Here is a 24,080-nt window from a genome sequence, read left to right as displayed (position 1 = left end):
TCAAAATAACTACTTGGCTTAACGCAGTCATTGCACTAATTTTATACTTTCTTAACTTATAAAAAAGAAGCCGAATCCAGATATACTGGTTTCGGCTTCTTTTTTGTCCTAGTAATACATGAGTAGCCCATGTACTCCTATATTTTACAAATTTCTAATACAAAGTACAAGATAAAATCGATTGCTTTAGCTCGACGTCACAAAATGTTCACTTTTAAATGTTAGCATAAGGAAGTATTCTTAACAATTATTGAATGATTGTAAGAAGTAAAGACTTCGCCGTTTTCCACTTCAATACATCAAGTTTATCACGCTCTGTCCATTAGCAATGGATGTCAACTATCCAACCCTTGTACTCTTTTGAAATCACTCAAGCAATGAAGAAAAAACAAAATGGTTAAGTGTGGGATCAACTGCCAGTAAATGTCCGATTGGTTCGGGCCTACATGGAAGTAGGTCACAAAGGCGTTGCCACAGGCGTGGCGAATGAAGCCTTTGTACGTATATGTTTCAGTAAAAACCGGTGGAGCTTACTGCCAGTTATATGCGGGATAACAGATTTACGAAAACCTTCTAGGTTGGCTAGATTGCCAAGCTAGAAGGTTTTCTCCTTATTCTGGAAGTGAATCTTTCAATTCATCTTTGGAATTTTTCCACATGTCTGGATCAAATTCAACCAAGAAATCCTTTAATAATTTCTTAGAATGCTCATCCATATGGTCTACGATAACTTTACCTTTTAACGACTTTTCCATATGTGTAACATGCTCAGGCATGGATTTGTAGGCTCGTTTAATCGAACGGTCAACGCGTAGCTCACTACCTGCTACACCAGAATAATATGGTCCATTTTCACCTTGATCAACATTCACCCATACAATCCAATATAATTTACCATTGGGTACCTCGTTTTTATCATTCAAATATTTTACGCGACGTTCGATATCACTTCTTGCATGCATTGCTGCCATATCAACATAAGCCTTATTTTCATTGGGATCCACAATTACGGAAGACATGTTTTCTAAACTAATCGAACCATATCCGTAACCACCATGTCCATCCGTTGAATCATCCTTAATGATCGTAAAGTTATTTTTTTTCTTATTCGAAGATTGATCGGAACTCATCCCAGAACCCTCCTTCTATGTTTACTGCTTTTTATTGTAGCATAGGTATTACCATGTTGACACCTATCTGTCTCTATTGCTTCAAGCCTTCAATAAAAGCGTGTGCCGCTTGTATTTCTTCATTCGTATATTTTTGCTTTGGTTTCACCGTATGTACCTTTGCAATATTTTCTTCTGTCGATAAGCCATCAAAATATAGCATTGTTGCAACAAGCTCTAAAAATCTAGAGCTTTTCCCCTTCATTGCTTCCACCTGACTGGAAAAATCGGGCATGTCCATTGCAAACTGATGTAAAAATTCTTCCCCATCATTTGTAATTGTATAATGATATTGATAATAATTGATTTTATCTTCCTTTTCCTCATGAATGAACCCCAAATTACATAATTCCTCTACTCGTAATGTTAGCTCTTCCGAATAGGGACCATAGAAATGAAATTCATACTTTTCTTCAAAAGGCATACCACACTTTTGAAGGATATAAATCATTTTTTGAAGCTTTTTCCTGCCAGTGACTTCATTAGCAACGGAAAAAAACTGCATTAGCTTTGCATGATTAGTTAGCATTCTTTACCTCTCCCTGACCACTAAGAATTTCTTCTACACGTTTCTTCACCGTACTATCTTCTATCTTCTCTATTAAATCAATAGGAAAGTACAATTTGTGATCCGTTCGTTTTTTTCCAGAAATGGATTCAACAATTTCCGACTGTCTAGATAACTCCCTCAACTCACCATTTGGCATAAGCAAATGAATGGGTAACCGCTCCTCCTCTTCCCCTGGGCGATAAAAATCATAGGGTAAATCAGATGAGGAATCGACTACAAGATAATAGTCTGGATCAATTCCTGCATTCATAAATAGGCGATGCAGCTCCATCCATTCATTCATTTGTAGATTCGGGTTAAATTCAATATATTTAAACAACCTTCGATTGGTAAATCGTTCACACAAATCGCTCAAAATGTCATCTTCTTCTTCCTGCCAAAGTTGAAAATAATAGGAAACAATCCCCTCATCTAATTTCAAATAATCTTGTAGTTTAACATGCCCAGTAAAAAACGAAAGAAAGTGCGTAGGCTCCAGTTTAAATGTATAATTTGAATCTTCATACAATACCTTTGCTCGATGAAGGATTTTCGATAATATGACTTCTGCACTTCTTGTAACAGGATGAAAATAGACTTGCCAGTACATTTGATAACGACTCATAATATAGTCTTCTACCGCATGCATGCCCGTGTACTTAATAACAACTTGATCCTCCATTGGACGCATCACTCGCAGGATTCTCTCCATATCAAAATGTCCATAGCTAACCCCAGTAAAGTAGGTATCTCGTTGTAAATAATCCATGCGATCCGCATCAATTTGACTGGAAATTAAACTAACAACTAGCTTATCCTTATAAGTTTTTGCAATAACATCTGACACATCCTGCGCAAATCCTTTTGCTACACGTTCCAATATTGCGTTTACCTTCGTATCACCTAATATAATCTGCTGTGTGAAATATTCGTGATCTAATTTAAATACTTTTTCAAACGAATGGGAGAACGGGCCATGTCCCAAATCATGCAATAACGCAGCACATAAACAAAGAAGACGTTCCTCACTGTTCCAATGTGGTCGTCCTTCGAAGTTAGTTATAATTCTACGAACAATCTCATAAACACCAAGAGAATGATTAAATCGGCTATGCTCAGCACCATGGAAAGTTATATTCGTTGTACCTAATTGCTTTATTCTACGTAACCGCTGAAATTCCGGTGCTGCAATTAAATCCCATATCACCCTGTCCTTTACATGTACGTACCGATGTACAGGATCTTTAAATACTTTTTCTTCATGTAATTGCTCATCTTTATATGCCATGCATTCCCATCCGTTTCTTTTCGACGATTTCTTTTTATTATATAATAGATAAAGTGAACCTTCAATCAGGTTTTTACTGATCAAACACGTACAAAGGCTTAAATCGCCACGTCCTATTGCAACGCCTTTGTAACCTACTTCCATGGCCCGAACCAATCGGACATTTACTGGCAGTTCCCACTATTTTCTCTTCATGATATGTACTATAAATTGAAAGGGAATCTTACTGCCAATAGTGGCGGGATAAATAAATGAAAAAAGTAAGAAGCTAAACATACTAATACCTGGAGCATTCGTTTATTATTCAAGTAAATCAAGGAGTAAACTATGAAAAATTGGAAAGATTTGATACAACAAGATACATTTCGTTACATCGACCACTCTACACTAACTACCTTCAATAATGAAGCTTATACAGCCATACATTCGTTTGCGATTGATGATGCCCTGGCTCTTTCAATTAGTCATAGGTCATCACCACCAACTATGCGCTTATGGGTTCATCCAAACACCATTGTACTTGGTATTCCAGATGCAAAGCTGCCTTATATCGATGAAGGTATACAGCTGCTGAAAAGGGCTGGATTTCACGTAGTTGTTCGCAATTCCGGTGGTTTGGCAGTTGCTTTAGATAACGGTGTACTAAATATTTCATTAATCCTTCCTGGAGTAAAAGATCTATCCATTCACGAAGGGTATGAAGCTATGGTCCGTTTTGTTACGTACATGCTTGATGATCTAACAGATCAGATTGAAGCATACGAAATTGTTAATTCCTATTGCCCTGGAGATTATGATTTAAGTATTAATGGGAAAAAATTTGCAGGCATTTCACAACGTCGGGTGAAGGATGGTGTCGCTGTGCAAATTTATTTGGATGTTAAAGGCAATAGCTATAAACGGGCGAAAGTAATTAGAGATTTTTACGATATTAGCAAAAAAGGAGAGAAAACTAAATTCACTTACCCTTCGGTAGATCCTCATGTGATGTCTTCTTTGTCAGACTTATTGAATACACAACTAACCGTGGAGGATATGAAAGTTAGAGCGAAGAAATCCTTAGCAGCTTTCAATAACGAGGTGATTGAACAGCCATTTTCTGATTCGGAACAGGCGGATTACGAAAAGCGTCTCGAACAAATGAAAAAACGAAATGAACGAATTGAATCCACAAGCACCTGAAATGATACATTCTATTATAAAAAACTGAGCAAAATTCGCTCAGTCCTTATCACTAAATGCTCAGATTTACGCTTTCTCTAGTAGCTATTATGGAATAATAGCTACTGCTTGCTTGACCACCACTCCGGCTGCCCACTTCTCTTTCCGTGGGGTTTGTCCTTCAGCTAACTTTTTTAGCAAAACCCGCTCAAAAAAGTGGATCTTCAGGTCAAACATTTCCCACAGGAGTTGAAGTGGCCGCCCTTCGCTATTATCAGGCTCTACAACGCTAGCATGAAGTAACACAGCTGCTTTTATACTCACAGATAGCGATTTTCACTTTACCCATTGTAAAAAAAGTCAACCTATTACTTATGACAAGAATTGTTGCACCTTCTCATAGCGGAGACTAATTACGTAGACTTCTGCGGGATTAGCGCGAGCCGAAAATCCACTTTGCAACGTGTTCTTCTTTGCAAAGTTAGTTGAGGCCGTGCCCACGGAAAGCGAAGTAATTAGTCGGAGCATTGCCAATATACATCAAACATTTCAAAATACTACTTGGCTTAACGCAGTCATTACACTGATTTTATACTTTCTTAACTTAGAACAAAAGCGTGAGCGCCCGATTAGAAACATAGCGACCGGAGCGAGTCAACGGAGATAAAGGATTCATGGAGCTTACGAGCCAATGATGACTTATCGTATGGCGATTCGTGAAGTCGCCTCTTTTCTGGATGCTGGAGCTGAACGCGGCTCAACACGCCCCCTATTTAGCCACATGGCTAATTTTATTTTTTCCTAGATCACCAAAAAAACGAAAGATAATTAACCTACACTAATTATCTTTCGTTTTTCATTACTTTTGTCTAAGCCTCCATAGCAGATAACTGGAATATACTTTCTTTCCACGGAAAACAAATTTCAGCCTCTCCTCAGGATAACACTCACTGTGGATCTGTAAACCGTTTCTCCTTCCGTAGTCTGTATATTCAAGTTTTTCATCTAAAAAGGTTTCCGAAACAATCCCTTTCATTATTCTGCTTGAGCAGCAGTAATTAATGCTAAATTATAAACGTCCTCTGCACTACAGCCTCGTGACAGATCATTTACAGGCTTGTTCAAACCTTGTAAGATCGGACCAACTGCTTCAAATTCACCTAAGCGTTGGGCAATCTTATAGCCGATGTTTCCAGCTTCAAGACTTGGAAATACAAAGACATTAGCATCACCCTGGAGTTCAGCATTCGGTGCTTTTTTCTTTGCTACACTTGGAACGAATGCTGCATCGAATTGAAACTCTCCATCAATAGTTAAGGAAGGATTCTTTTCCTTTGCAATGTTTAGAGCTTCAACAACTTTTTCCGTTTCCTCTGACTTAGCTGAACCTTTAGTAGAAAAACTAAGCATAGCTACACGTGGCTCCACGCCAAATAATTCTGCAGTTACCGCACTTTCCACTGCGATTTCAGCAAGATCTTGACTATTTGGAGCTATATTAATGGCACAATCAGCAAATACATACTTCTCCTGTCCTCGCACCATAATGAATACACCTGATGTTTTTTGGACACCTGCTTTTGTCTTAATAATTTGTAATGCAGGTCTAACCGTATCGGCAGTTGAATGCGCAGCACCACTTACGAGTCCATCTGCTTGATTCATGTAAACAAGCATTGTCCCAAAGTAATTCTCATCTAGTAGAATTTTTTCCGCGTCCTCTTTGGAAACTTTACCTTTACGACGTTCCACAAACGTCTCCACCATCAAATCAAATTCTGGAAATTCAACTGGATCCATCAATTTACAACGAGATACATCTACTCCAATGTCCTCTCCCTTTTGTTTAATAACCGTTTTATCACCAATTAATATTGGTGTTAGGATGTCAGCTGCTGCCAACTGACTAGCTGCTGTCAATATACGTTCATCTGTCCCTTCTGGAAACACGATAGATTTATTTTGGTTAGAAACCTTTTCTTTCACTTGCTCAAATAATTGACTCACTTTTATAAAACCTCCTAAATGGATATAGTTAAATAGTAGATGATTTTTTACATAAATTAAAGCAATTCCTATCTAGCTTTATACGTTTTTTGACAGTCTTATGACAATATAGCGAACGATGACGAATTGATATGTTTACGTCATGAATATACTGCCCAAATTATGCTATAGTAAAAACAGATCGTAAATAAATTAAAAGGTGCTCGTCATAACCTTACACACATAGTTAAAGGAGAGAGAGATAGATATGGTAGAAGCAGTGGAAACGATGGACGGCTGGTATAGCCTCCATGATTTTCGTACAGTAGATTGGACTTCCTGGAAACTTGCTACAGAAGATGAGCGTAAGGAAGCAATCGACAGCCTTCAACATTTACTTGTTAAATGGGATAAAGTTGAAGATGGGAAAGATGGAAGTCATGCCCTTTATAATATAGTAGGGCAAAAAGCAGATCTTATGTTTATGTTCCTTCGTCCTACAACAAATGAATTAGCTACCATTGAAACAGAATTGAATAAATCAAAAATGGGTGAGTTTTTAATACCTGCTCATTCCTATGTTTCGATTGTAGAACTTTCAAAATACCGACCGTATAAAGAAGAGCATCCGGAAGAAATACCAGAAATAGCCGCAAGGTTAAAACCAATCTTACCAAAATGGGAGCATGTATGCTTTTATCCGATGGATCGGCGACGCCATGGTGATGAAAACTGGTACACGCTTGAAAAAGATGTGCGAGGTAAACTGTTATACGAACATAGCATGACTGGCAGAAAATATGCGGGTAAAGTCTCACAAATTATAACTGGTTCCATTGGTCTTGATGACTGGGAATGGGGAGTTACTTTATTTGCTCATGACCCATTGCAATTTAAGAAAATTGTCTATGAAATGCGTTTTGATGAAGTAAGTTCTAAATACGGAGAATTTGGTGAATTCTTTGTGGGAAACCATCTTCCAAATGAAGCAATAGCAACATATTTGGAAATATAAGCCTCCTACTTAGCGAATTAAAAGATGTCCATGAATTGGGCATCTTTTTTATAGTCTAGGAAATTATAAAATTTAAGCCTATGGGTAAATATGGGGTCGACTCGTAATCACAGCGTGATTCCTTTATCTCCGTTGACTCGCTTCAGTCGCTACGTTTCTAATCGGGCACTTGCGCTTTTGTTCTTTTCCTTTAACAAAGCAAACGTAACATTTGATTTTATAACATATTTTCAATGCCTGCCACATACATATACTAATGCAACCAGAATGGACAGAAATGAGGAATGCAAATGGCTCTTGTCGCACATACAGATAATGATGTGGCGTTGTTAGCAAGATTAATGCGTGCGGAAGCGGAGGGGGACGGGGAGTTAGGAATGCTTATGGTAGGTAATACAGGTATTAATCGTGTCATTTCTAATTGTCTTGATTTTACAGAAATTCGAACGATTAATGATATGGTATTCCAAAGCCCTGGTGGGTTTGAAGCGACACAAAAAGGTTACTTTTACCAGCGAGCACGCGAAGCTGATAAACGGTTAGCTCGTAGAGTCATTCAGGGAGAACGACAGCATCCAGCAACAAATTCGTTATGGTTCTTTATGCCCGCTGGAGATTGTCCTGCTCAATGGTATGGTCAATGGAATGTAGGAAGATTCAAGTCTCATTGCTTCTATTCACCTACCGCCTCTGAATGTCCTTCCGTTTTCCGATAGTGAGGCATTAATATTTACTAATAGGAGGGTTTTACATGAGTGAAAACCAGGAAAATAACAATCAGCAAGCAGGAAACGGATATCAACCTTATCCGTATTACTATTATCCACCTTCATCTCCAGCTTATTATCCAAGTTATAATATGAGACAATACCCACCAACACAACAACAGACACAGCAACCATATCCTACGACCAGTAATCAGGGAATGCTTCCCATGCAGGAATCATACATCGAAAATATTCTTCGTTTAAACCGAGGAAAAGAAGCTACTGTTTATATGACTTTTGAAAATAATGACCAGTGGAATGCAAAAGTTTTCAAAGGGATCATTGAAGGTGCAGGCAGAGATCACATTATTCTAAGTGATCCGCAAACGGGTAAACGCTACCTCTTGCTGATGGTTTATTTAGACTATGTAACCTTTGATGAAGAACTAAATTACGCGTATCCATATGCAAATACCTCATACTCACCACGTTAAAAATCAAAATACGATCTAATAGAAAAGGGATGACACAACTTCCTTTGTGTTATCCCTTTAGCTATTAGATGTTTAGCAGTAAACAGAAAGGATGGATTCCATGAAGCATCCTTATGAAAAATTTATATTAGTCGAACTTATTACATTAGCTTGTGCCGCTGTAATCGGATTAATTGCACTTATAAAAGGCTATTTATTCTTAATTCTTTTCTGTCTTTTCCTTATTTCCATTAGTCTCGTATGTGATGGAATGATGGAATGGAACTTATACAAATCCATTCAAGCATTAAAGCAAGTGGCTCGTGCAGTACTTATCGTATTATTTTCTATCTATTTCCTATTTCAACTATAAACTATCGTATATAAAGCTATAAATGTTTTACAGCGAATGTACCCAATAGCACCCAGCCAATCAAAAATGCTACACCACCGAGCGGTGTGATCATTGCAAAGGTTTTAATTGCAGTTGTCGAATAAATATACAAACTTCCCGAAAACAGAATGATACCGATAAAGAACATCCAGCCTGCCCAAATAATACTAGCAGGATCAGCCTTCATCATTAATAATCCTGTTACTAATAATGCCATAGTGTGAAACATTTGATAATTTACTGCTTTTTCCCAGGTAGATAAAGCTTTTTCTGAAAGTCTTCCTTCTAAACCATGGGCACCAAACGCTCCCAACGCTACTGCTAAAAACCCATTAATCATGCCTAATACTAAAAATAGCTTCACGATTTACACCTCTTTATTAAAAATCAAAAATTGAATCCCCATTTGCTTCATCGTGTTCATTACCCGAGCTTGGTTTTGATGGTCTATGTAGTTTCGCATCATTATCACCAAGCATCGCCTTCATCTCTAAGGGAGAAATACCATTAACCTTAGCCCTAACTTGATCTTTTGCACTATCCTCAAGGAACAAATCACATAATAAACGAACATGACGAATATGCTTCACCAACTCTTCAGTGTTATTATCTTGATCTTTTGCTTCGTTTAGTTCATTTATCATTTTTTGTATGATTGTGGTATTTGCCACTGCCATTCATCTTGCTCCTTTCTTTTCTACCTCTTTTCATTATAAAAGCTGTGCTTCAGTAAAACAAACGTTTATTTGCATCATTCTCTCTTCATAAATCACTTTCTATAACAATAAGAAAAACGGAGCAAAATTCGCTCATTCCTTATCACTAAATGCTCAGATTTACGCTTCCTCTAGTAGCTATTATGGAATAATAGCTACTGCTTGCTTGACCACCACTCCGGCTGCCCACTTCCCTTTCCGTGTGGTTTGTCCTTCAGCTAACTTTTTTAGCAAAACCCGCTCAAAAAAGTGGATCTTCAGGTCAAACATTTCCCACAGGAGTTGAAGTGGCAAGCCTTCGCTATTATCAGGCTCTACAACGCTAGCATGAAGAACACAGCTGCTTTTATACTCACAGATAGCGATTTTCACTTTACCCATTGTAAAAAAAGTCAACCTATTACTTATGACAAGAATTGTTGCACCTTCTCATAGCGGAGACGAATTACGTAGACTCCTGCGGAAATTGCGCGAGCCGAAAATCCACTTTGCAACGTGTTCTTCTTTGCAAAGTTAGTTGAGGTCGCGCCCGCCGAAAGCGAAGTAATTAGTCGGAGCATTGCCAATATACATCAAACATTTCAAAATAACTACTTCGCTTAACGCAGTCATTGTACTGATTTTATACTTTCTTAACTTAGAACAAAGGCGCAAGCGCCCGATGAGAAACGTAGCGACTGGAGCGAGTCAACGGAGATAAAGGAATCACGGTGTGCTTGCGAGCCGATGATGGCATATCGTAGGGCGATTCATGAAGTCGCCTCGTTTCTGGGCGCTGGAGCTGGACGGCGGCCTAACACCTCCATATTTATCCACATGGCCTAATTTATAATTTCCTAGACTACAAAAAAGTCCTGAGTATTGCAGGACCTTGTTTTTTCGTATACTGGTTATCTTTTTCCCTATCAACTCGATGAAAAAACGAATGAGCATCAGTTTCCATACTCTCTACCCCAATTCCAAAATTCTTTTGGGTTGTTCTTCTTTATAGCGTTTATACATCCATTGCAAAAACCTGATTTCGTTATCCTGCAATTTTCTGCCAAGCTTCTTCTCCATATCTTTACATATTTCTAAAAAGCTAACCATACGCTTAAGATTCCCCCTAGTATGAAACGAGTTGATAATGCTATTCTATTGTACCTCGGTTTATGGTGATTATCAACTACAATATGATAAATAGGCAGAATTTACAGATAACTACTGTTTTTGACAAAATAGATTCCCTGTATTATGACAATTTTCCCTCCCTAAGCGAGCTTGTGAAGTATTTTCTTCAAATCCTATATTCATCGCCATCATGGCACATTTAAATGACGCAGGAACGAAATCAAAACCATGAAGACGAACCATACATTGCATTCGCTATATATGGAGACGAGACTTCTTGAAAAAAGAGCGCTTTTTTTGCATGCGATGTATCGCTTATCCTTTGGGAAGATATCGGCACCCCCTTAGTGTATAGCACGATAATCCGTCATCAGCCGAAGAGCAAGTATATTTCCCAAGTGGGTTTTTGCACGAAATTACTTCCTATTTACATTGAAATCATTTTATCGCAGCCTCATTCATTATTCTGAACGATCTTCAAGCTTGTTTTCAAGCTCAGTAATACGAGCCCGTAACTCGTTAACATCCTCCTTTGTCGCTAATCCAAACTCTTTAGCGAGCTTCTGTGTTTGCTCATATTGCTGCGTATTCCATTCATCCTTTTTCATTTCACCTTTCTCCACAAAATTTTGCAGAACCGTGCGTGCTTGATCTTGTGTTAGTTCATTCTTATCGACCAGTTGCTTTACCTTGCGTTCAAACTTCTCTTTACTAGTTACTGCAGCTCCTAATCCCAAAAGAAAACCTTTTTTTAAGACATCATTCATGTGTATCTCCTCCTTATTACTTTGATCGAATGTTGCGGTAATGCTTCATGAATAATAAAATCATCATTACAGCAAATATACTTGCTCCGGATATAGCAATGGTGGTCAATCGCCTTAAGTTTTGGTAATAGGCAAATAGGATACAGCTAACACTAACCAATAGTAGAACAAAACAGATTACTTCAAGTAAAACAAAGTAATTATGTGTCAGTTGCTTTTGTTGCTTCTCTCTCTCCCACTTTCTTTCCTTTTCCCCATTTTCTAGCCAACCTAACATAGCTTTTGGAAAGGATAATACTGGTTGAACTGCATCCTTTACATATTGCTTATAAATGGATTCCGCTAAATTTCTCCCGCCAAACCATTTTTTAATTTTAGGCTTTGCCCATTTCTGCAAATCTATATCTGGATAAATGGCTAGTAGGATACCTATAACGATTGATATCGCTCTTCCTAAATACGCATAATCCGCTGATAATTGGATTGGCTGATCACTTATAAACAAACGAATATCTTCTTTTAATTGTTCCATTGTATGAGCATCCATTGTATTTAATGAACCATTCTGATACATAGCAATGGTCTGTCTAATCATTTGTTTTAATTTCTTTCGATTCGCCTGAGGTAATATGAAATTCATTTCATCTAATGTTTCGATTACCCGATCGTAATCATCCATAATTATATTTTGTATTAGTTTTTTGAAATAATGCGTATCCTGCTTTCGTACCTCTCCAACCATGCCAAAATCAATAATTACAATCGTTCCATCCTGTTGAATCAAGATGTTTCCAGCATGGGGATCTGCATGAAACATACCTTCATTCAAAAATTGCTCTAGATAAAAGTCAAATAAGCTTCTAGCTATCTGCTGCGTTGAAACCTGATGTCGATGCATATACGAGACATCCGTTATTTTTGCACCGTCTATCCACTCCATCACCAAGACCTTTTTCGTACATAACTGCTCTATATAATTTGGAATATGTATGGCCTTATTATCTTGGAATCTCTCTTGAAAGTAACAGGCATGCTTTAACTCTTGTTGAAAATCTAGCTCCTTATTCATAACCGTGATAAGTTCTCGGTATAAGGAAGGTAAATCGGCCTTCTTACCAAATGACGTAAATACAGAAATCAACCAAAAAACGATTCGAAGTGCTTTAAAATCTATATGAAAAATTTCCTCAACACGATAACGCTGTACTTTTATTGCTACGTCTGAATGGTCTTCTCTTAACTTGGCTAAATAAACTTCACCTATGGATGCAGATGCGATGGACGTCGGTTTAATATCCTCTATATATTCATAGATGTCCCCTCCCCATTCCTCTTCTAATAGCTTCCGCGCATAGCTAAACGGCATTGGTGGGACACGATCAACCAATCCACTTAGTTCTTTGAGGAACGCATCGGGCATAAAGTCAGTCCTTGTACTAAGGAATTGCCCAACCTTAATTAATACACCGCCTAATTCAACAGCCTTATTACGATATTCTCTTGCTAATTTTGTTACTAATATATTCCATTTAGCGATCGTCCGGTCATCCCATACTTTATTTCTAAAATGGAACTTGTACATGAGAAAAATAAATTTGATTGTCATCCAGATCATGATACTGCAGCGATATACTAATCTATATTTAAGCCCCTTATTCACCTTCAACACCTCTTTAGATATGTACCCGATTATCTACTTATTTAAAACAAGTCGGTCCTAATAAATAGTTGGATAATGCGTATATTTCCCTTATAATAAATAAGAAATATGGAACAATGGGGGTTCTTATGAAGAATAATCACTTTACCATAAAAGACCATATTAAGGTTATCATCCCATCCTTAATTGGTATCTTTTTATTTATGTCACCTATACAGACAGAAGAAGGGCTTACGATACCAATAGCCATACTTGCTGGGAAGGTTCAAACCCTACTTGCTGATCAGTTATCTGCTATTATGATGGTAATTATTGTTATTACTGCAATAATGAGTGTATTCGCTAAGCTTATAGGAAGGGAAAAATTAAAAGGGACTCCTTTTTTTCAACAGCTTTTTCATGTGAGCACATTTTGGACAATTACCCGTGTTATAGCTGCCATATTTGCAGTAATGGTTTACTTCCGTATTGGTCCAGAATTTGTTCATGGTGAAGCAACTGGACAATTATTACTTGATGATCTGTTGCATGTATTATTCGCCGTATTTTTATTTGCCGGATTGTTTTTACCATTACTTATGAATTTTGGTTTACTTGAATTATTCGGTACATTAATGACGAAAATCATGAGACCATTATTTCGTTTACCAGGACGTTCCTCCATTGATTCTTTAGCATCTTGGGTTGGTGACGGGACAATTGGCGTATTACTTACTAGTAAACAATACGAAGAAGGTTACTATACAAAACGAGAAGCTGCTGTAATCGGTACAACATTTTCTGTCGTATCGATCACCTTTTCATTAGTAGTGATATCGGAAGTTGAACTCCAAGATATGTTCTTACCTTTTTATGGAACAGTCTTAGTAGCCGGATTTATTGCTGCATTAATCATGCCTCGGATTCCTCCGCTCTCGCGCAAATCCAATACGTATGTAAACGAAGAGGCGGAAGGATTATCTGAAGAAATTCCGAAAGGTGACAACGTGTTTACCTTTGGATACCGAAAAGCATTGAACCGTGCAAAGAAGGAAACAAGTGTGTATAAATTCATAAAAGAAGGTGGCCAAAACATCCTAGACATGTGGATGGGTGTCGCTCCTGTCGTGATGGCATTTGGACTGATCGCCTTAATAATTGCCGAAAATACACCTGTTTTCCAATGGCTTGGTATGCCATTTATACCGTTATTAGAACTCTTACAAATTCCTGCTGCTGAAGCAGCTTCAGAAACAATCCTAATTGGTTTTGCAGATATGTTCTTACCAGCTATCTTTGCTTCTTCCATTGAGGCAGATATAACCCGCTTTACTATAGCTGCACTTTCTGTAACGCAATTAATTTATATGTCTGAGGTTGGGGGATTATTATTAGGGTCTAAGGTACCGGTATCTTTTAAAGATTTGGCAATCATCTTTTTGTTACGTACAATAATTACCCTACCCATTATTGCAATCATTGCTCATATTATCTTTTAAGCTGCTATGCTATTAATGTAACCAAAAACAGACGGCCTATCCTTAGCCGTCTGTTTTTTTATATTTAAAAAAAAGGGGGTTATTTTATTATACGTTCTCTCTAAACATTTGGTTCATTAATTTATTTATTTTCTCTGTTCGTAATGCCGTATTCTTCGGCATTTCTCCATCTACCATTTCCTCGACAGATGCTTTCCTTACAAGTTCCGGATTGAAACCCATTTTTTCAGCCATTAATCGCATAAATTCATAAAAGCTTCTAGTCTTAGGAGAACCGGCATTAAATACACCAGATACGTCATTAACTACCATTTTTACAATGACAGCCGCTAAATCCTCCACATGGACAAATGTACGAATTAAATCATCACGGAATGCAATTGGCTTACCTGACCGTAAATGATAGGAAAGTTTATCTGTTCGTTGATCAAGCCTGCCAACCTGATTTTCCCCATAGACAGACCTACTCTTAAGATGACATAATTGGTCAATTCATTCGTTATAAAGCGTTCAGCTTTGACTTTAGCATTCGCATAATTACTCAGCTCATGATCATCTGGTAAAGGGGTTGCGGGATCCTCCTCATCATACGGACCATTCCCAGCACTGTAGACGAAATCAGATGAAATATAAACGAGCTTTGTTTCAGGGGTAAGGTGGGTTAGCAAGTGCAGAAGCCCATGCTCCGTCAATTGATGTTCTTGTGGTCCGTGCATCACCGACCAAACAACTACATCCGGTTGCATTGCTTTATAGTAGTTGGAGAAGGATTCTGGCTCATTTATATCCAATTTTACTAAATCAGCAACTATTGCAGGTTCATCCAAATATGTTCCACTAACAGTAATTTCGGGGATAGCCTTGAATCGTTTGTAAACAGAACTTCCAACATAACCACTTGCACCAAACACACAAACTTTCATGATTATTCTTCCCCTTTCTTTTATTGTTATCAGATTAGGATTCTGTCTTTGGATGCTGCTTACTTATTTTTTGATACGTCTTTTTGATAATTGATACTCTTCCTTCAATAACTGGCTGCCAAATACCGAGAACTGGCCTACTTGATAACAGAAGAACTAACGCTAACGAAATAGCAGCAAGACCAACCAAATCTATTATTCGATTTACCTCAAATAATTCTGCTTGTCGAAAATATTGAATGAAAAAACCGTGAAGCAGATAGACATACAATGTTCTAGCTCCTAAAACAGTCCAATTAAATTGCTTTTTAGGCACCCACGATAATACGCTGACAATCATGAGAGCAGCCGTTAAATAGACAAGTAATCTTGCTAGTCCTCCAAATTCTCCCATTCCTAAATCTCCATATGATTTAGAAGCAAGCAACCAACCTGAATTAAAATCAGGCATATAATAAATAGCAGTTGCAATTCCAGCCATTACTATTATTGCTGCTACCTTTATTCCCTTGTTCTTGATCAACATTAACTGTTTTTCCGTAATGAAGTAGCCAATTAGGAAAAACGGAAAGAATACAAATGTACGCGATAAACTAAACGTATGACCAATTTCACCAAAGTAACCTACAATTAGACCTAATTGAATTGAAATAACTACTGCCAATACTGGAGGTAGCTTTTTAAACCAATATAATAACATATGCCAACAGAATAAACTGAATAAAAACCATAATGCCCAATGAGGACTAAACAAATCCGTTTCCCATCCAGATTTACCAATCAGGTAATAATATCCTGAATAGAGGATTTGAAAAACAACATATGGTACGAGTAATTTTTTCATTAAATTTAAGATATATTTTATATTCCCAGAACCTTTAGCAAAAAAACCTGAAAGAAAGATAAATGCTGGCATATGGAAAGTATAAATCCACATATATAGCGTATTAATTTTCGGAGATCCGTCTGTAAAAGGTTGGATCATATGACCGAATACAACGAAAAAAATTAACAGCACTTTTGCATTATCAAAAAAGGCATTTCTTTCCATTACGCATCTCCTTTTTTAAAAAATTCTGAAACTTATCCCTTGGTCAATGTTAAATAAGTGTGCAATATCCACTTTACCCTATTTTTTATAGAAATAAATAGGTTACTAACCGATTTCATAGACTTGTTAGGTTATTGTAAAAGATTTGAAAAAAAGCTGTCATGATGTAATGGATAAAGTAAAAATTCAATCCGTGGAGGTTAATGTTTACCTCCCACGGAAGGTTAGTACCATAAGAATATGACCTAAAGACCTTGTAGTCGATCCCCACTCACCAATATTAGGTTCACTTTATTGCTTGAAGTGGGGCTTACTGCCAATTATATGCGGGGTAAAATTGGCCAAAGTTCTATTTTGAAGCATTCCACTGAAAAATCAGCTTTTATAGAAACCCTGTGTGTGGGTGGACGAATATCAATTGCTTTTCGTGAAAACAACAATAACGCAGCCCATGCAGTTCTTTTAAAGCTGCGAGGCTACGTTTTACTTTTCTCTTTTCTTATTCGGGTAAATCCACTTTCCTTTATGAGAAGGCCAGTTCAAGCAAACCCGTTCTTTCACTTCTTTCCACACATGACGTTTTGTACACTTCGTAAGTAGCCTGTCGAGACATTTTTGACAGCATGAAAAGAGGCTGGGACAAAACACAACTTCTTTACTGAAAATACGAATAATCATGTTATCAATAGGAGTATCATCGCCGCACCGTGAAAATATACGCTCTTTCCACGAGCACGGCCACAGCTAACTTGGTAAAGAAAAACACGTTACCACGTGAATCTTCGGACTCGTACTGTTCCCGCCAGAGTCTCACTTATTTCAGGTGCTAAATGAATGATTCTGATCAATAAACGAACGATAATTAATTTCAACCAATCATCGTTCGTTTTTAATTGGATTCTTCATTCTTTTGTCTCAGCCTCTTTATGAGCCTGTCTTCTTCTTTTTTGCCGTTGTTTTCGTCTTTTTCTTCGGTTGCTTTGGCTTTGGCTTTTCTTGCTTCGCTCGATCCAATGAGGCCTGCAGTGCATCCATTAAGTTTGTAGCTGCCTCTGGAGCAGGCTTTTCTGTTGCTGTAGCAGTAGATTCATCATTGTTCTTTTTCTGTTCAATTAGATCGAGTAATGCTGTACGATACTCATCTTTATATTTCGTAGCATCGAATTCAGTTGTTAATTGATCAATAAGCATTTTTGCCGTATCAAGCTCTTTTTTTTCGGTTTCCACTTCATCAGGTACATTTGGTACATCTTTCACATCACGAACCTCATCAGGGTAATGAATGGTTTCTACTACCAATGTATTCTCGTAAACACGAATAACAGCTAACTGTCCTTTTGACCGGATGATCATTTTGGCTATCCCTATTTTACCTGTATCTTTTAAAGCATTTCGTAACAGACCATATGCTTTTGCTCCCCCTTCGTTCGGAGATAAATAATAGCTTTTTTCGAAATAAATAGGATCAATTTCCTCTAATTGTACAAAGTCGACAATTTCCACTGCTTTATCTTCCTGTTCCTTCTGTAATGCTTTTAAATCCTCTTCATCCAGTACAACAAATTTATTTTTGGCATACTCATATGCTTTTACAATTTCATCATTCTCTATTGGTCGATCACAGACCGGACAACTTTTTTCATATTTGATTGGTGACTGGCATTCCTTGTGCAGCTGTCGAAGTTTAACATCTTTATTTTCTGTTGCAGCATGCATTTTTACAGGAATATTTACTAAGCCAAAGCTTATCGTACCTTTCCACATTGTATGCATTCACACATACCTCCCTTTGTCATAGTTTGGCTGAAATAACTTTATTTATCCTTCCTGATTAAACAACAGCATTTGTGTAAAAATAAGATAAATACAACGATCTTTTTAAAAGGGAGTATGAAATATGCATGTTATGAAACCGATAGCAAGTACAGATATACCTAAAGGTGACAATTGGATGTTTGAGGTGAAATACGATGGATTTCGTTGTGTTTTAAAATGGGAGCACGATAATATCCGTCTAATGAGTAAGAATAATAAAGATCTAACTTTACAGTTCCCGGAAATCATCGAATATTGCAAACGGAATCAAGAGAGACTTCTTTCCTTTCTACCTATACAGCTTGATGGAGAACTAGTTGTATTAAATAACATGTATCAGGCTAATTTTGCTTGGATTCAAAAAAGGGGGCGGCTAAAAAATAAAGACAAGGTCCAAGAAGCCGCTATCCATCGTCCAGCCAGCTTTCTAGCATTTGATCTTATTATGCAAAAGGGCAGACAACTATACCAAGAAATGTTTACGAAGCGTAAGCAAGCTTTAGAAGCTCTCATTTCTCAACTGAAGCACAACAATATCATACAATTTGTAAACGCATATCCAAATGCTGAGCTGTTATTAGAACGCGTTTTTACAAATAAAGGAGAAGGAATTATTGCTAAACGAAAACGTAGTACTTATAAGGCCGGTAAAAACCATCAGGATTGGTTTAAAATAAAAAATTGGAGAACATTACATGGTTTCTTAACTGCCTTCGATATGAGAAATAATTATTTTTCCGTCGCCGTCTTCCAAGAAGATACCATCGTTGACATCGGAAAGTGTAAACATGGATTAGATGAGGAAGCACTTCATACATTAAAAGATCTATTTATCCATAAGGGTAGTAAACAAACAGGTTCTGTATTCACGTTACCACCTGCCATTTGCGCGGCCATCCATAGTTTAGATTTATACGATGGGGAACTTCGAGAGCCAGAGTTTACCAAACTACAGCCTGATGTACACGCGAAAGACTTAACAGTTGATAGATTACATCTTGATATGGCTATGCTTCCTGAAAATATAGAATTGACAAATACGACAAAATTACTCTGGCCAAAAAGGCATCTAACGAAGGGGGATCTGCTTATTTATATAAGAGAAATCGCTCCTTATATGCTGCCATTTTTAAAGGAGCGTGCTTTAACTATCATTCGTGCACCAGATGGCGTAGAAGCTGAGCACTTCTTTCAAAAGCATTTACCAGCGTATGCACCAGATTTTATTCCACGTGTACAAGCGGATGGTGAAAGCTCTATTCTTTGTGATTCGCTCCATACACTCATATGGCTTGCTAACCATGGCACTGTTGAATTTCACGTTCCGTTTCAAACGTTGGCTAGTAGCTATCCCCAAGAAATCGTCTTTGATTTAGATCCTCCCGATAGAGAACGATTTCATTTAGCCATAAAGGCGGCACAAATAATCAAACCCATACTAGATGACTTAAAATTGACATCCTTTGTGAAGACTTCAGGCAATAAAGGATTGCAAATCTATATCCCTATTCCGGAAAGAAGCATGACCTATGAGCAGACCGCATTATTTACGCAAGCAATTGCATGGACTGTTGAAAATGCTTATCCTCAGTTATTTACAACTGAACGTATGAAAGACAAGCGAAATGACAGATTATATATTGACTATGTGCAACATGGGAAGAACAAGACAATTATTGCCCCTTATTCACCAAGAAAAACCCTAGATGCCACTGTTGCAACTCCATTATTTTGGGATGAATTGACAGACAAGCTCAATCCTCAAGCCTTTACGATCAAGAATGTAGTGGATCGTGTGAGATACAAAGGCTGCCCTTTTAATAGCTATCACAGGGAAAAGGAGAAACAATCCGTATCCAACGTATTAAAGCTATTACAAAAATAAAGTGAAACTTCAATCCTTGGGGGTATTACTGCCAGTTATTTGTGGGATAAACTACGCTCTCTCCAGAAATATACGTAATTACTGTGAGAGGAAAGATCTCGCTGCCCCCAAGGAAGCTTAACAGCCGCATGCCAAAAGTGAAGTCGATTTCTGGAGCAGCTTAGTTACACGAACCATCATTCCAGTTGTTGATAAACACAGTTTTATCCTCGTCTCCATCTAGTTAAACAAATGTTTATTTTTATTGCGTAACAATTTTTTCATACGTAAGCTGATCACAAATTATAAATAGTTTTGCATCCGTTGGTATAGGTTTTTTCAATTGATTTATTATGGATAAATCGTTGCCATTTGCTATTAGCATTGCTCCTTGCTGTGCTAAATCAGTACGCGCTTCTTCATACGTGTTCCATGTTTCTTTTTTACCAATCGAATAAAGATCGTAGCCTTTATGACTCGTCAGTTGTCGAATGATTTCACTGGAGCCATTGAAAAGTATGGAACGTGCCGCAAGATGCCCAGCTGTATCGTTTGCAGTAATAAATTCCTCTACAGAAGCATGTTTAAATGCTTGAATATGCGTCGATTCCAATACTTCACAAATGGTATAGATATTTTGTTTATATTCCTTCCCTATTCCTTCAAGGATGGTTGCAATTAGTAAGGTTTGCCCATCTGCCTGAGATGTTGCTATCGTATTCTCAGGAGCAAAAACCATCACGGATTTGCACTTCAGCAAATTTGCTTGTAATAATACATCCTGATTCGCTGGATTTCCGTGAACAAATTCTACTTGTTCATGCAATATTGGGGTTTTCTCTAATTTTTCGTCAATAACAACAATTGGTATATCCTTAAACGTATGTAAAAGCTCATCTAATGTAATCTTTGCTTTTTTTGTCCAGTTAATTAAAATAATATGTCCCTCTGTTGAGATATTCAATTTCCCTTCCTCCTTTAACCGTTTGCGGATACTTAAAAAATCAATTGCTTTACCGATAAATATTGTCATAAGCCCTATCCCAACAATGTATAAAAACATTGCAAATAGCTTCCCGGGAACGGTAACTGGAGAAACATCGCCATAACCTACTGTTGTTACAGTTGTCATGGTCCACCAAAGCCCTTCAAAAGGACTTGCAAATGTATCTGGTTCTAAAAAATATATAAAGTAACTGCTAGCAAAAACCAATGTTAATGTTGCAAATAGCAGAAACCAATTATTTAACTTAATTACTTTTACGAATAATTGCTTAAAAAATATCACGCAGGTTCCCCCCTTTTTCTTTCTAATAACACTAACATACGCATCCTAATACCTATTAAAATAGTAACATAAATATAAGATTCGTATAGAAAAAAACGAATAGATTCATGAAATCCGATTATATTTTTAGCGAAACCGGCGAGTTATCCGATTAGCTAAAATAACTAGTGAAAGCAGTAAGGATTAGAGAGAGAAGCGGTGTCTCATTTCCGCACGAGCTTTTTGTAAGCAAGTAGCTTGCCTGGCTTGTACAGGATCAATACCACCACTTCACTACTGCATCTAAAAGAATCTTTTATTTTTTGTCCTGTAAATGAACCAAACGCTTCAAATAATGTAGATTGATCACTCATATAAACTTCCTTGAGCTGATTCCAAATATATTCTTAGATCTTTTTTTATTACGCTATAAGCTCTCTGGAACCCCAGCATAGACGGGGCTTTTCTAAACAATTAAATAAAAAAACTGAGCAAAATTCGCTCAGTCCTTATCACTAAATGCTCAGATTTACGCTTCCTCTAGTAGCTATTATGGAATACTAGCTACTGCTTGCTTGACCACCACTCCGGCTGCCCACTTCCCTTTCCGTGGGGTTTGTCCTTCAGCTAACTTTTTTAGCAAAACCCGCTCAAAAAAGTGGATCTTCAGGTCAAACATTTCCCACAGGAGTTGAAGTGGCCTCAGGCTCTACAACGCTAGCATGAAGTAACACAGCTGCTTTTATACTCACGGATAGCGATTTTCACTTTACCCATTGTAAAAAAAGTCAACCTATTACTTATGACAAGAATTGTTGCACCTTCTCATAGCGGAGACTAATTACGTAGACTCACGAAGTAATTAGTCGGAGCATTGCCAATATACATCTAACATTTCAAAATAACTACTTGGCTTAACGCAGTCATTGCACTGATTTTATACTTTCTTAACTTATAAGAAAAGCGCAAGCGCCCGATTAGAAACGTAGCGACTGGAGCGAGTCAGCTGTGATAAAGAAATCACGGTGAGTCTGTACGAGCCAATGATAACTTTTTTAGGGCGATTCGTGAAGTCGCCTAATTTCTGGACGCTGGAGCTAGACGTTGCTCTACATACCCATATTTATCCACATGGGCAGGTTTTATAAATTCCACTAAATTCCACAGACTACAAAAAAGCTTGTAGAGAAACTCTAAGTTCTCTACAAGCTACCGCTTCATATTGACAAAAATCTTAAAGGGATGAACTTTCCTCTATTGCCGTTTTATCATTAAATGTTTTAACATCCATCTTTTTTAGTATTCTCGATGTCAATGTCCCACTAACCATAGAACCATTAACATTAAGAGCAGTACGTCCCATATCAATAAAGGCTTCAATGGAAATCAATAGCCCAGCTAGTGCAACTGGCATATTCATGGAGGAAAGTACAATTAATGCTGCAAAGGTTGCTCCCCCACCAACACCAGCAATTCCAAATGAACTAATACCAATAATAAGTACTAATTGCAATATAAATCCAGGTGATAATGGATCGATTCCTACTGTTGGCGCAATCATAACAGCCAGCATAGCTGGATATATACCTGCACATCCGTTTTGTCCCATTGTTGCACCAAATGACGCTGACATGTTGGCAATACCTTGATCAATACCTAGCGAATTTCGTTGTGCTTGAATGTTTAGCGGGATCGTTCCAGCACTTGAACGTGATGTAAACGCAAAGCCTAATACAGGAATGACCTTACGTAAATATATGAACGGGTTCAATCCGAATAAACTTACTAATAATAGATGAATAACAAACATAACGATTAACGCAACATATGATGCGAGAACAAATTTACCTAGTTCTACAATGCCTGCGAAGTCTGTGCTTGCCACCGTATTTGCCATCAGTGCTAAAATACCATAAGGTGTTAAACGTAAAATTAATGTAACGATTCTCATAACGACTGCATAAAGAGAATTAACGATCTTTGTAAACATTTCTGCCTGTTCTGGGTTCTTCCTACGAACTCCGAGCACAGCAATACCGACAATTACCGAGAATATAACTACTGCAATAACAGAAGTAGATCGCTCTCCAGTCATATCTAAGAAAATATTAGACGGGATGAAATTCAGAATTTTTTGTGGAGCTGATTGATTTTCAACTTCACCCAATGTGGTCTCAAGCATTGTTCCTCGTTCATTTTCTGCATGCCCAGCTTCTATTTGGTCAGCACTTAAGTCAAATAGTGTTGCCGAACCAATTCCGATCAAGGCAGCAATCATCGTTGTTGTTATTAAAATGCCAATAATCCAAGCTGACATTTTTCCTAATTCAGCAGTTTTTTCTAAATTTATAATGGATTGAATAATCGACACCATAACAAGCGGTACTACAATCATCATAAGAAAACGGATATAACCACTACCTACGATGCTATACCACTCCGTAGTTTCTGTTAATACTTCTGAACCTGTACCATAAACCAGCTGTAATATAGCACCTAAGACAATACCAGCACCTAGCCCAGTAAACACACGCTTCGTAAATGAAAAATGCTTTTTCTGCATCCATATAAGTAATCCAATTAAAATAACTAGTACTGCGATGTTTACAATGGTATAAAGTAAACTCATTATATAAACCCTCCTTGTTTGTCATTTCCGTTATTATTTGCATATGAAGTTGAACTT

24 protein-coding genes are annotated in these 24,080 nt (G+C 37.5%); 7 read left to right on the top strand and 17 right to left on the bottom strand.

The features are described from left to right. Positions 1 to 611: 611 nt before the first annotated feature. The 3 genes from JUJ52_RS12625 to JUJ52_RS12615 form a co-directional block, all read right to left on the bottom strand. On the bottom strand, positions 612 to 1,130 hold the full coding sequence (locus JUJ52_RS12625) for a YwhD family protein (protein ID WP_121603969.1): 519 nt from the start codon (positions 1,128 to 1,130) through the stop codon (positions 612 to 614). A 73-nt stretch (positions 1,131 to 1,203) separates the two neighbouring features. Next, positions 1,204 to 1,698 carry a YwgA family protein gene (locus JUJ52_RS12620; protein ID WP_205389125.1) on the bottom strand — a complete coding sequence of 165 codons (495 nt, stop codon included), beginning with the start codon at positions 1,696 to 1,698 and terminating at the stop codon, positions 1,204 to 1,206. Then, complete coding sequence (locus tag JUJ52_RS12615; RefSeq protein ID WP_205389126.1) at positions 1,688 to 3,007, bottom strand: HD domain-containing protein; 1,320 nt, start codon at positions 3,005 to 3,007, stop codon at positions 1,688 to 1,690. Before JUJ52_RS12615 ends, JUJ52_RS12620 begins: the two co-directional genes overlap by 11 nt. Before the next feature lie 327 nt (positions 3,008 to 3,334). Between JUJ52_RS12615 and JUJ52_RS12610 the strand changes: the two genes are divergently transcribed. Further along, the gene (locus tag JUJ52_RS12610; RefSeq protein ID WP_205389127.1) at positions 3,335 to 4,189 is read left to right on the top strand and encodes a lipoate--protein ligase family protein; all 855 of its coding nucleotides are present in this window, start codon (positions 3,335 to 3,337) and stop codon (positions 4,187 to 4,189) included. 87 nt (positions 4,190 to 4,276) lie between these two features. Here JUJ52_RS12610 and JUJ52_RS12605 read toward each other — a convergent pair whose 3' ends face one another. Together JUJ52_RS12605 and pta are read right to left on the bottom strand one after the other, a co-directional pair. Next, on the bottom strand, positions 4,277 to 4,492 hold the full coding sequence (locus JUJ52_RS12605; RefSeq protein WP_121605629.1) for a hypothetical protein: 216 nt from the start codon (positions 4,490 to 4,492) through the stop codon (positions 4,277 to 4,279). 711 nt (positions 4,493 to 5,203) lie between these two features. Then, entirely contained in the window at positions 5,204 to 6,175 is a 972-nt protein-coding gene (gene pta / locus JUJ52_RS12600; protein WP_026681823.1) for a phosphate acetyltransferase, read from the bottom strand. A gap of 247 nt (positions 6,176 to 6,422) precedes the next feature. On the opposite strand from pta, the gene hemQ reads away from it, so the two are divergent. The 4 genes from hemQ to JUJ52_RS12580 all read left to right on the top strand — a co-directional run bounded on the left by hemQ (position 6,423) and on the right by JUJ52_RS12580 (position 8,722). Continuing rightward, positions 6,423 to 7,169, top strand: coding sequence for a hydrogen peroxide-dependent heme synthase (hemQ, locus tag JUJ52_RS12595; protein WP_026681824.1), 747 nt, complete (start codon positions 6,423 to 6,425; stop codon positions 7,167 to 7,169). A 290-nt stretch (positions 7,170 to 7,459) separates the two neighbouring features. Beyond that, on the top strand, positions 7,460 to 7,885 hold the full coding sequence (locus JUJ52_RS12590) for a cell wall hydrolase (protein WP_205389129.1): 426 nt from the start codon (positions 7,460 to 7,462) through the stop codon (positions 7,883 to 7,885). A gap of 35 nt (positions 7,886 to 7,920) precedes the next feature. Continuing rightward, on the top strand, positions 7,921 to 8,370 hold the full coding sequence (gene gerQ, locus JUJ52_RS12585) for a spore coat protein GerQ (protein WP_026681826.1): 450 nt from the start codon (positions 7,921 to 7,923) through the stop codon (positions 8,368 to 8,370). A 100-nt stretch (positions 8,371 to 8,470) separates the two neighbouring features. Next, positions 8,471 to 8,722 (top strand): hypothetical protein, encoded by a 252-nt coding sequence (locus JUJ52_RS12580; RefSeq protein ID WP_026681827.1) that lies wholly within the window; start codon positions 8,471 to 8,473, stop codon positions 8,720 to 8,722. A gap of 16 nt (positions 8,723 to 8,738) precedes the next feature. On the opposite strand, the gene JUJ52_RS12575 is transcribed toward JUJ52_RS12580, so the two are convergent. The 5 genes from JUJ52_RS12575 to JUJ52_RS12555 all read right to left on the bottom strand — a co-directional run bounded on the left by JUJ52_RS12575 (position 8,739) and on the right by JUJ52_RS12555 (position 12,996). Next, entirely contained in the window at positions 8,739 to 9,107 is a 369-nt protein-coding gene (locus JUJ52_RS12575; protein WP_026681828.1) for a DUF423 domain-containing protein, read from the bottom strand. Positions 9,108 to 9,123: 16 nt separating this feature from the next. Then, positions 9,124 to 9,420: a YwdI family protein gene (locus tag JUJ52_RS12570; RefSeq protein WP_026681829.1), complete on the bottom strand. Its 297-nt coding sequence runs from the start codon at positions 9,418 to 9,420 to the stop codon at positions 9,124 to 9,126. A 180-nt stretch (positions 9,421 to 9,600) separates the two neighbouring features. Continuing rightward, entirely contained in the window at positions 9,601 to 9,840 is a 240-nt protein-coding gene (locus tag JUJ52_RS12565) for a hypothetical protein (RefSeq protein ID WP_228088991.1), read from the bottom strand. A 1,190-nt stretch (positions 9,841 to 11,030) separates the two neighbouring features. Further along, positions 11,031 to 11,336 carry a phasin family protein gene (locus JUJ52_RS12560; protein WP_026681830.1) on the bottom strand — a complete coding sequence of 102 codons (306 nt, stop codon included), beginning with the start codon at positions 11,334 to 11,336 and terminating at the stop codon, positions 11,031 to 11,033. Positions 11,337 to 11,352: 16 nt separating this feature from the next. Beyond that, entirely contained in the window at positions 11,353 to 12,996 is a 1,644-nt protein-coding gene (locus JUJ52_RS12555) for an ABC1 kinase family protein (RefSeq protein ID WP_228088990.1), read from the bottom strand. A gap of 128 nt (positions 12,997 to 13,124) precedes the next feature. On the opposite strand from JUJ52_RS12555, the gene JUJ52_RS12550 reads away from it, so the two are divergent. Further along, positions 13,125 to 14,474 (top strand): YjiH family protein, encoded by a 1,350-nt coding sequence (locus JUJ52_RS12550; protein ID WP_026681832.1) that lies wholly within the window; start codon positions 13,125 to 13,127, stop codon positions 14,472 to 14,474. 87 nt (positions 14,475 to 14,561) lie between these two features. Here JUJ52_RS12550 and JUJ52_RS12545 read toward each other — a convergent pair whose 3' ends face one another. From JUJ52_RS12545 to ku, 4 genes are all read right to left on the bottom strand, one after another. After that, the gene (locus JUJ52_RS12545; RefSeq protein WP_226983562.1) at positions 14,562 to 14,816 is read right to left on the bottom strand and encodes an SDR family oxidoreductase; all 255 of its coding nucleotides are present in this window, start codon (positions 14,814 to 14,816) and stop codon (positions 14,562 to 14,564) included. A 17-nt stretch (positions 14,817 to 14,833) separates the two neighbouring features. Then, positions 14,834 to 15,397, bottom strand: a complete 564-nt coding sequence (locus tag JUJ52_RS12540; RefSeq protein ID WP_226983563.1) for a sugar nucleotide-binding protein — start codon at positions 15,395 to 15,397, stop codon at positions 14,834 to 14,836. Between the two features lie 34 nt (positions 15,398 to 15,431). Next, positions 15,432 to 16,448 carry an acyltransferase family protein gene (locus JUJ52_RS12535; RefSeq protein WP_205389131.1) on the bottom strand — a complete coding sequence of 339 codons (1,017 nt, stop codon included), beginning with the start codon at positions 16,446 to 16,448 and terminating at the stop codon, positions 15,432 to 15,434. A 924-nt stretch (positions 16,449 to 17,372) separates the two neighbouring features. Then, a complete protein-coding gene (gene ku, locus JUJ52_RS12530; protein ID WP_026681834.1) occupies positions 17,373 to 18,221 on the bottom strand; it encodes a non-homologous end joining protein Ku in 849 nt (282 codons plus the stop codon). A 124-nt stretch (positions 18,222 to 18,345) separates the two neighbouring features. Between ku and JUJ52_RS12525 the strand changes: the two genes are divergently transcribed. Further along, a complete protein-coding gene (locus JUJ52_RS12525) occupies positions 18,346 to 20,148 on the top strand; it encodes a DNA ligase D (RefSeq protein WP_205389132.1) in 1,803 nt (600 codons plus the stop codon). Between the two features lie 241 nt (positions 20,149 to 20,389). Here the strand turns inward: JUJ52_RS12525 and JUJ52_RS12520 are convergent, their stop codons facing one another. The 3 genes from JUJ52_RS12520 to JUJ52_RS12510 all read right to left on the bottom strand — a co-directional run bounded on the left by JUJ52_RS12520 (position 20,390) and on the right by JUJ52_RS12510 (position 24,023). Further along, on the bottom strand, positions 20,390 to 21,415 hold the full coding sequence (locus tag JUJ52_RS12520; RefSeq protein WP_026681836.1) for an ion channel: 1,026 nt from the start codon (positions 21,413 to 21,415) through the stop codon (positions 20,390 to 20,392). A 529-nt stretch (positions 21,416 to 21,944) separates the two neighbouring features. Next, entirely contained in the window at positions 21,945 to 22,073 is a 129-nt protein-coding gene (locus JUJ52_RS23405; protein ID WP_255637667.1) for a hypothetical protein, read from the bottom strand. 555 nt (positions 22,074 to 22,628) lie between these two features. Next, positions 22,629 to 24,023, bottom strand: a complete 1,395-nt coding sequence (locus JUJ52_RS12510; RefSeq protein ID WP_026679599.1) for an L-cystine transporter — start codon at positions 24,021 to 24,023, stop codon at positions 22,629 to 22,631. Positions 24,024 to 24,080: the final 57 nt, after the last annotated feature.

Origin of the sequence: Virgibacillus sp. AGTR (assembly GCF_016919725.2) — a bacterium.
Lineage (GTDB): Bacteria > Bacillota > Bacilli > Bacillales > Amphibacillaceae > Virgibacillus > Virgibacillus salarius.
The sequence above is the reverse complement of the archived record's forward strand: the minus strand, read 5'-3'. Positions and strand labels throughout refer to the sequence as shown.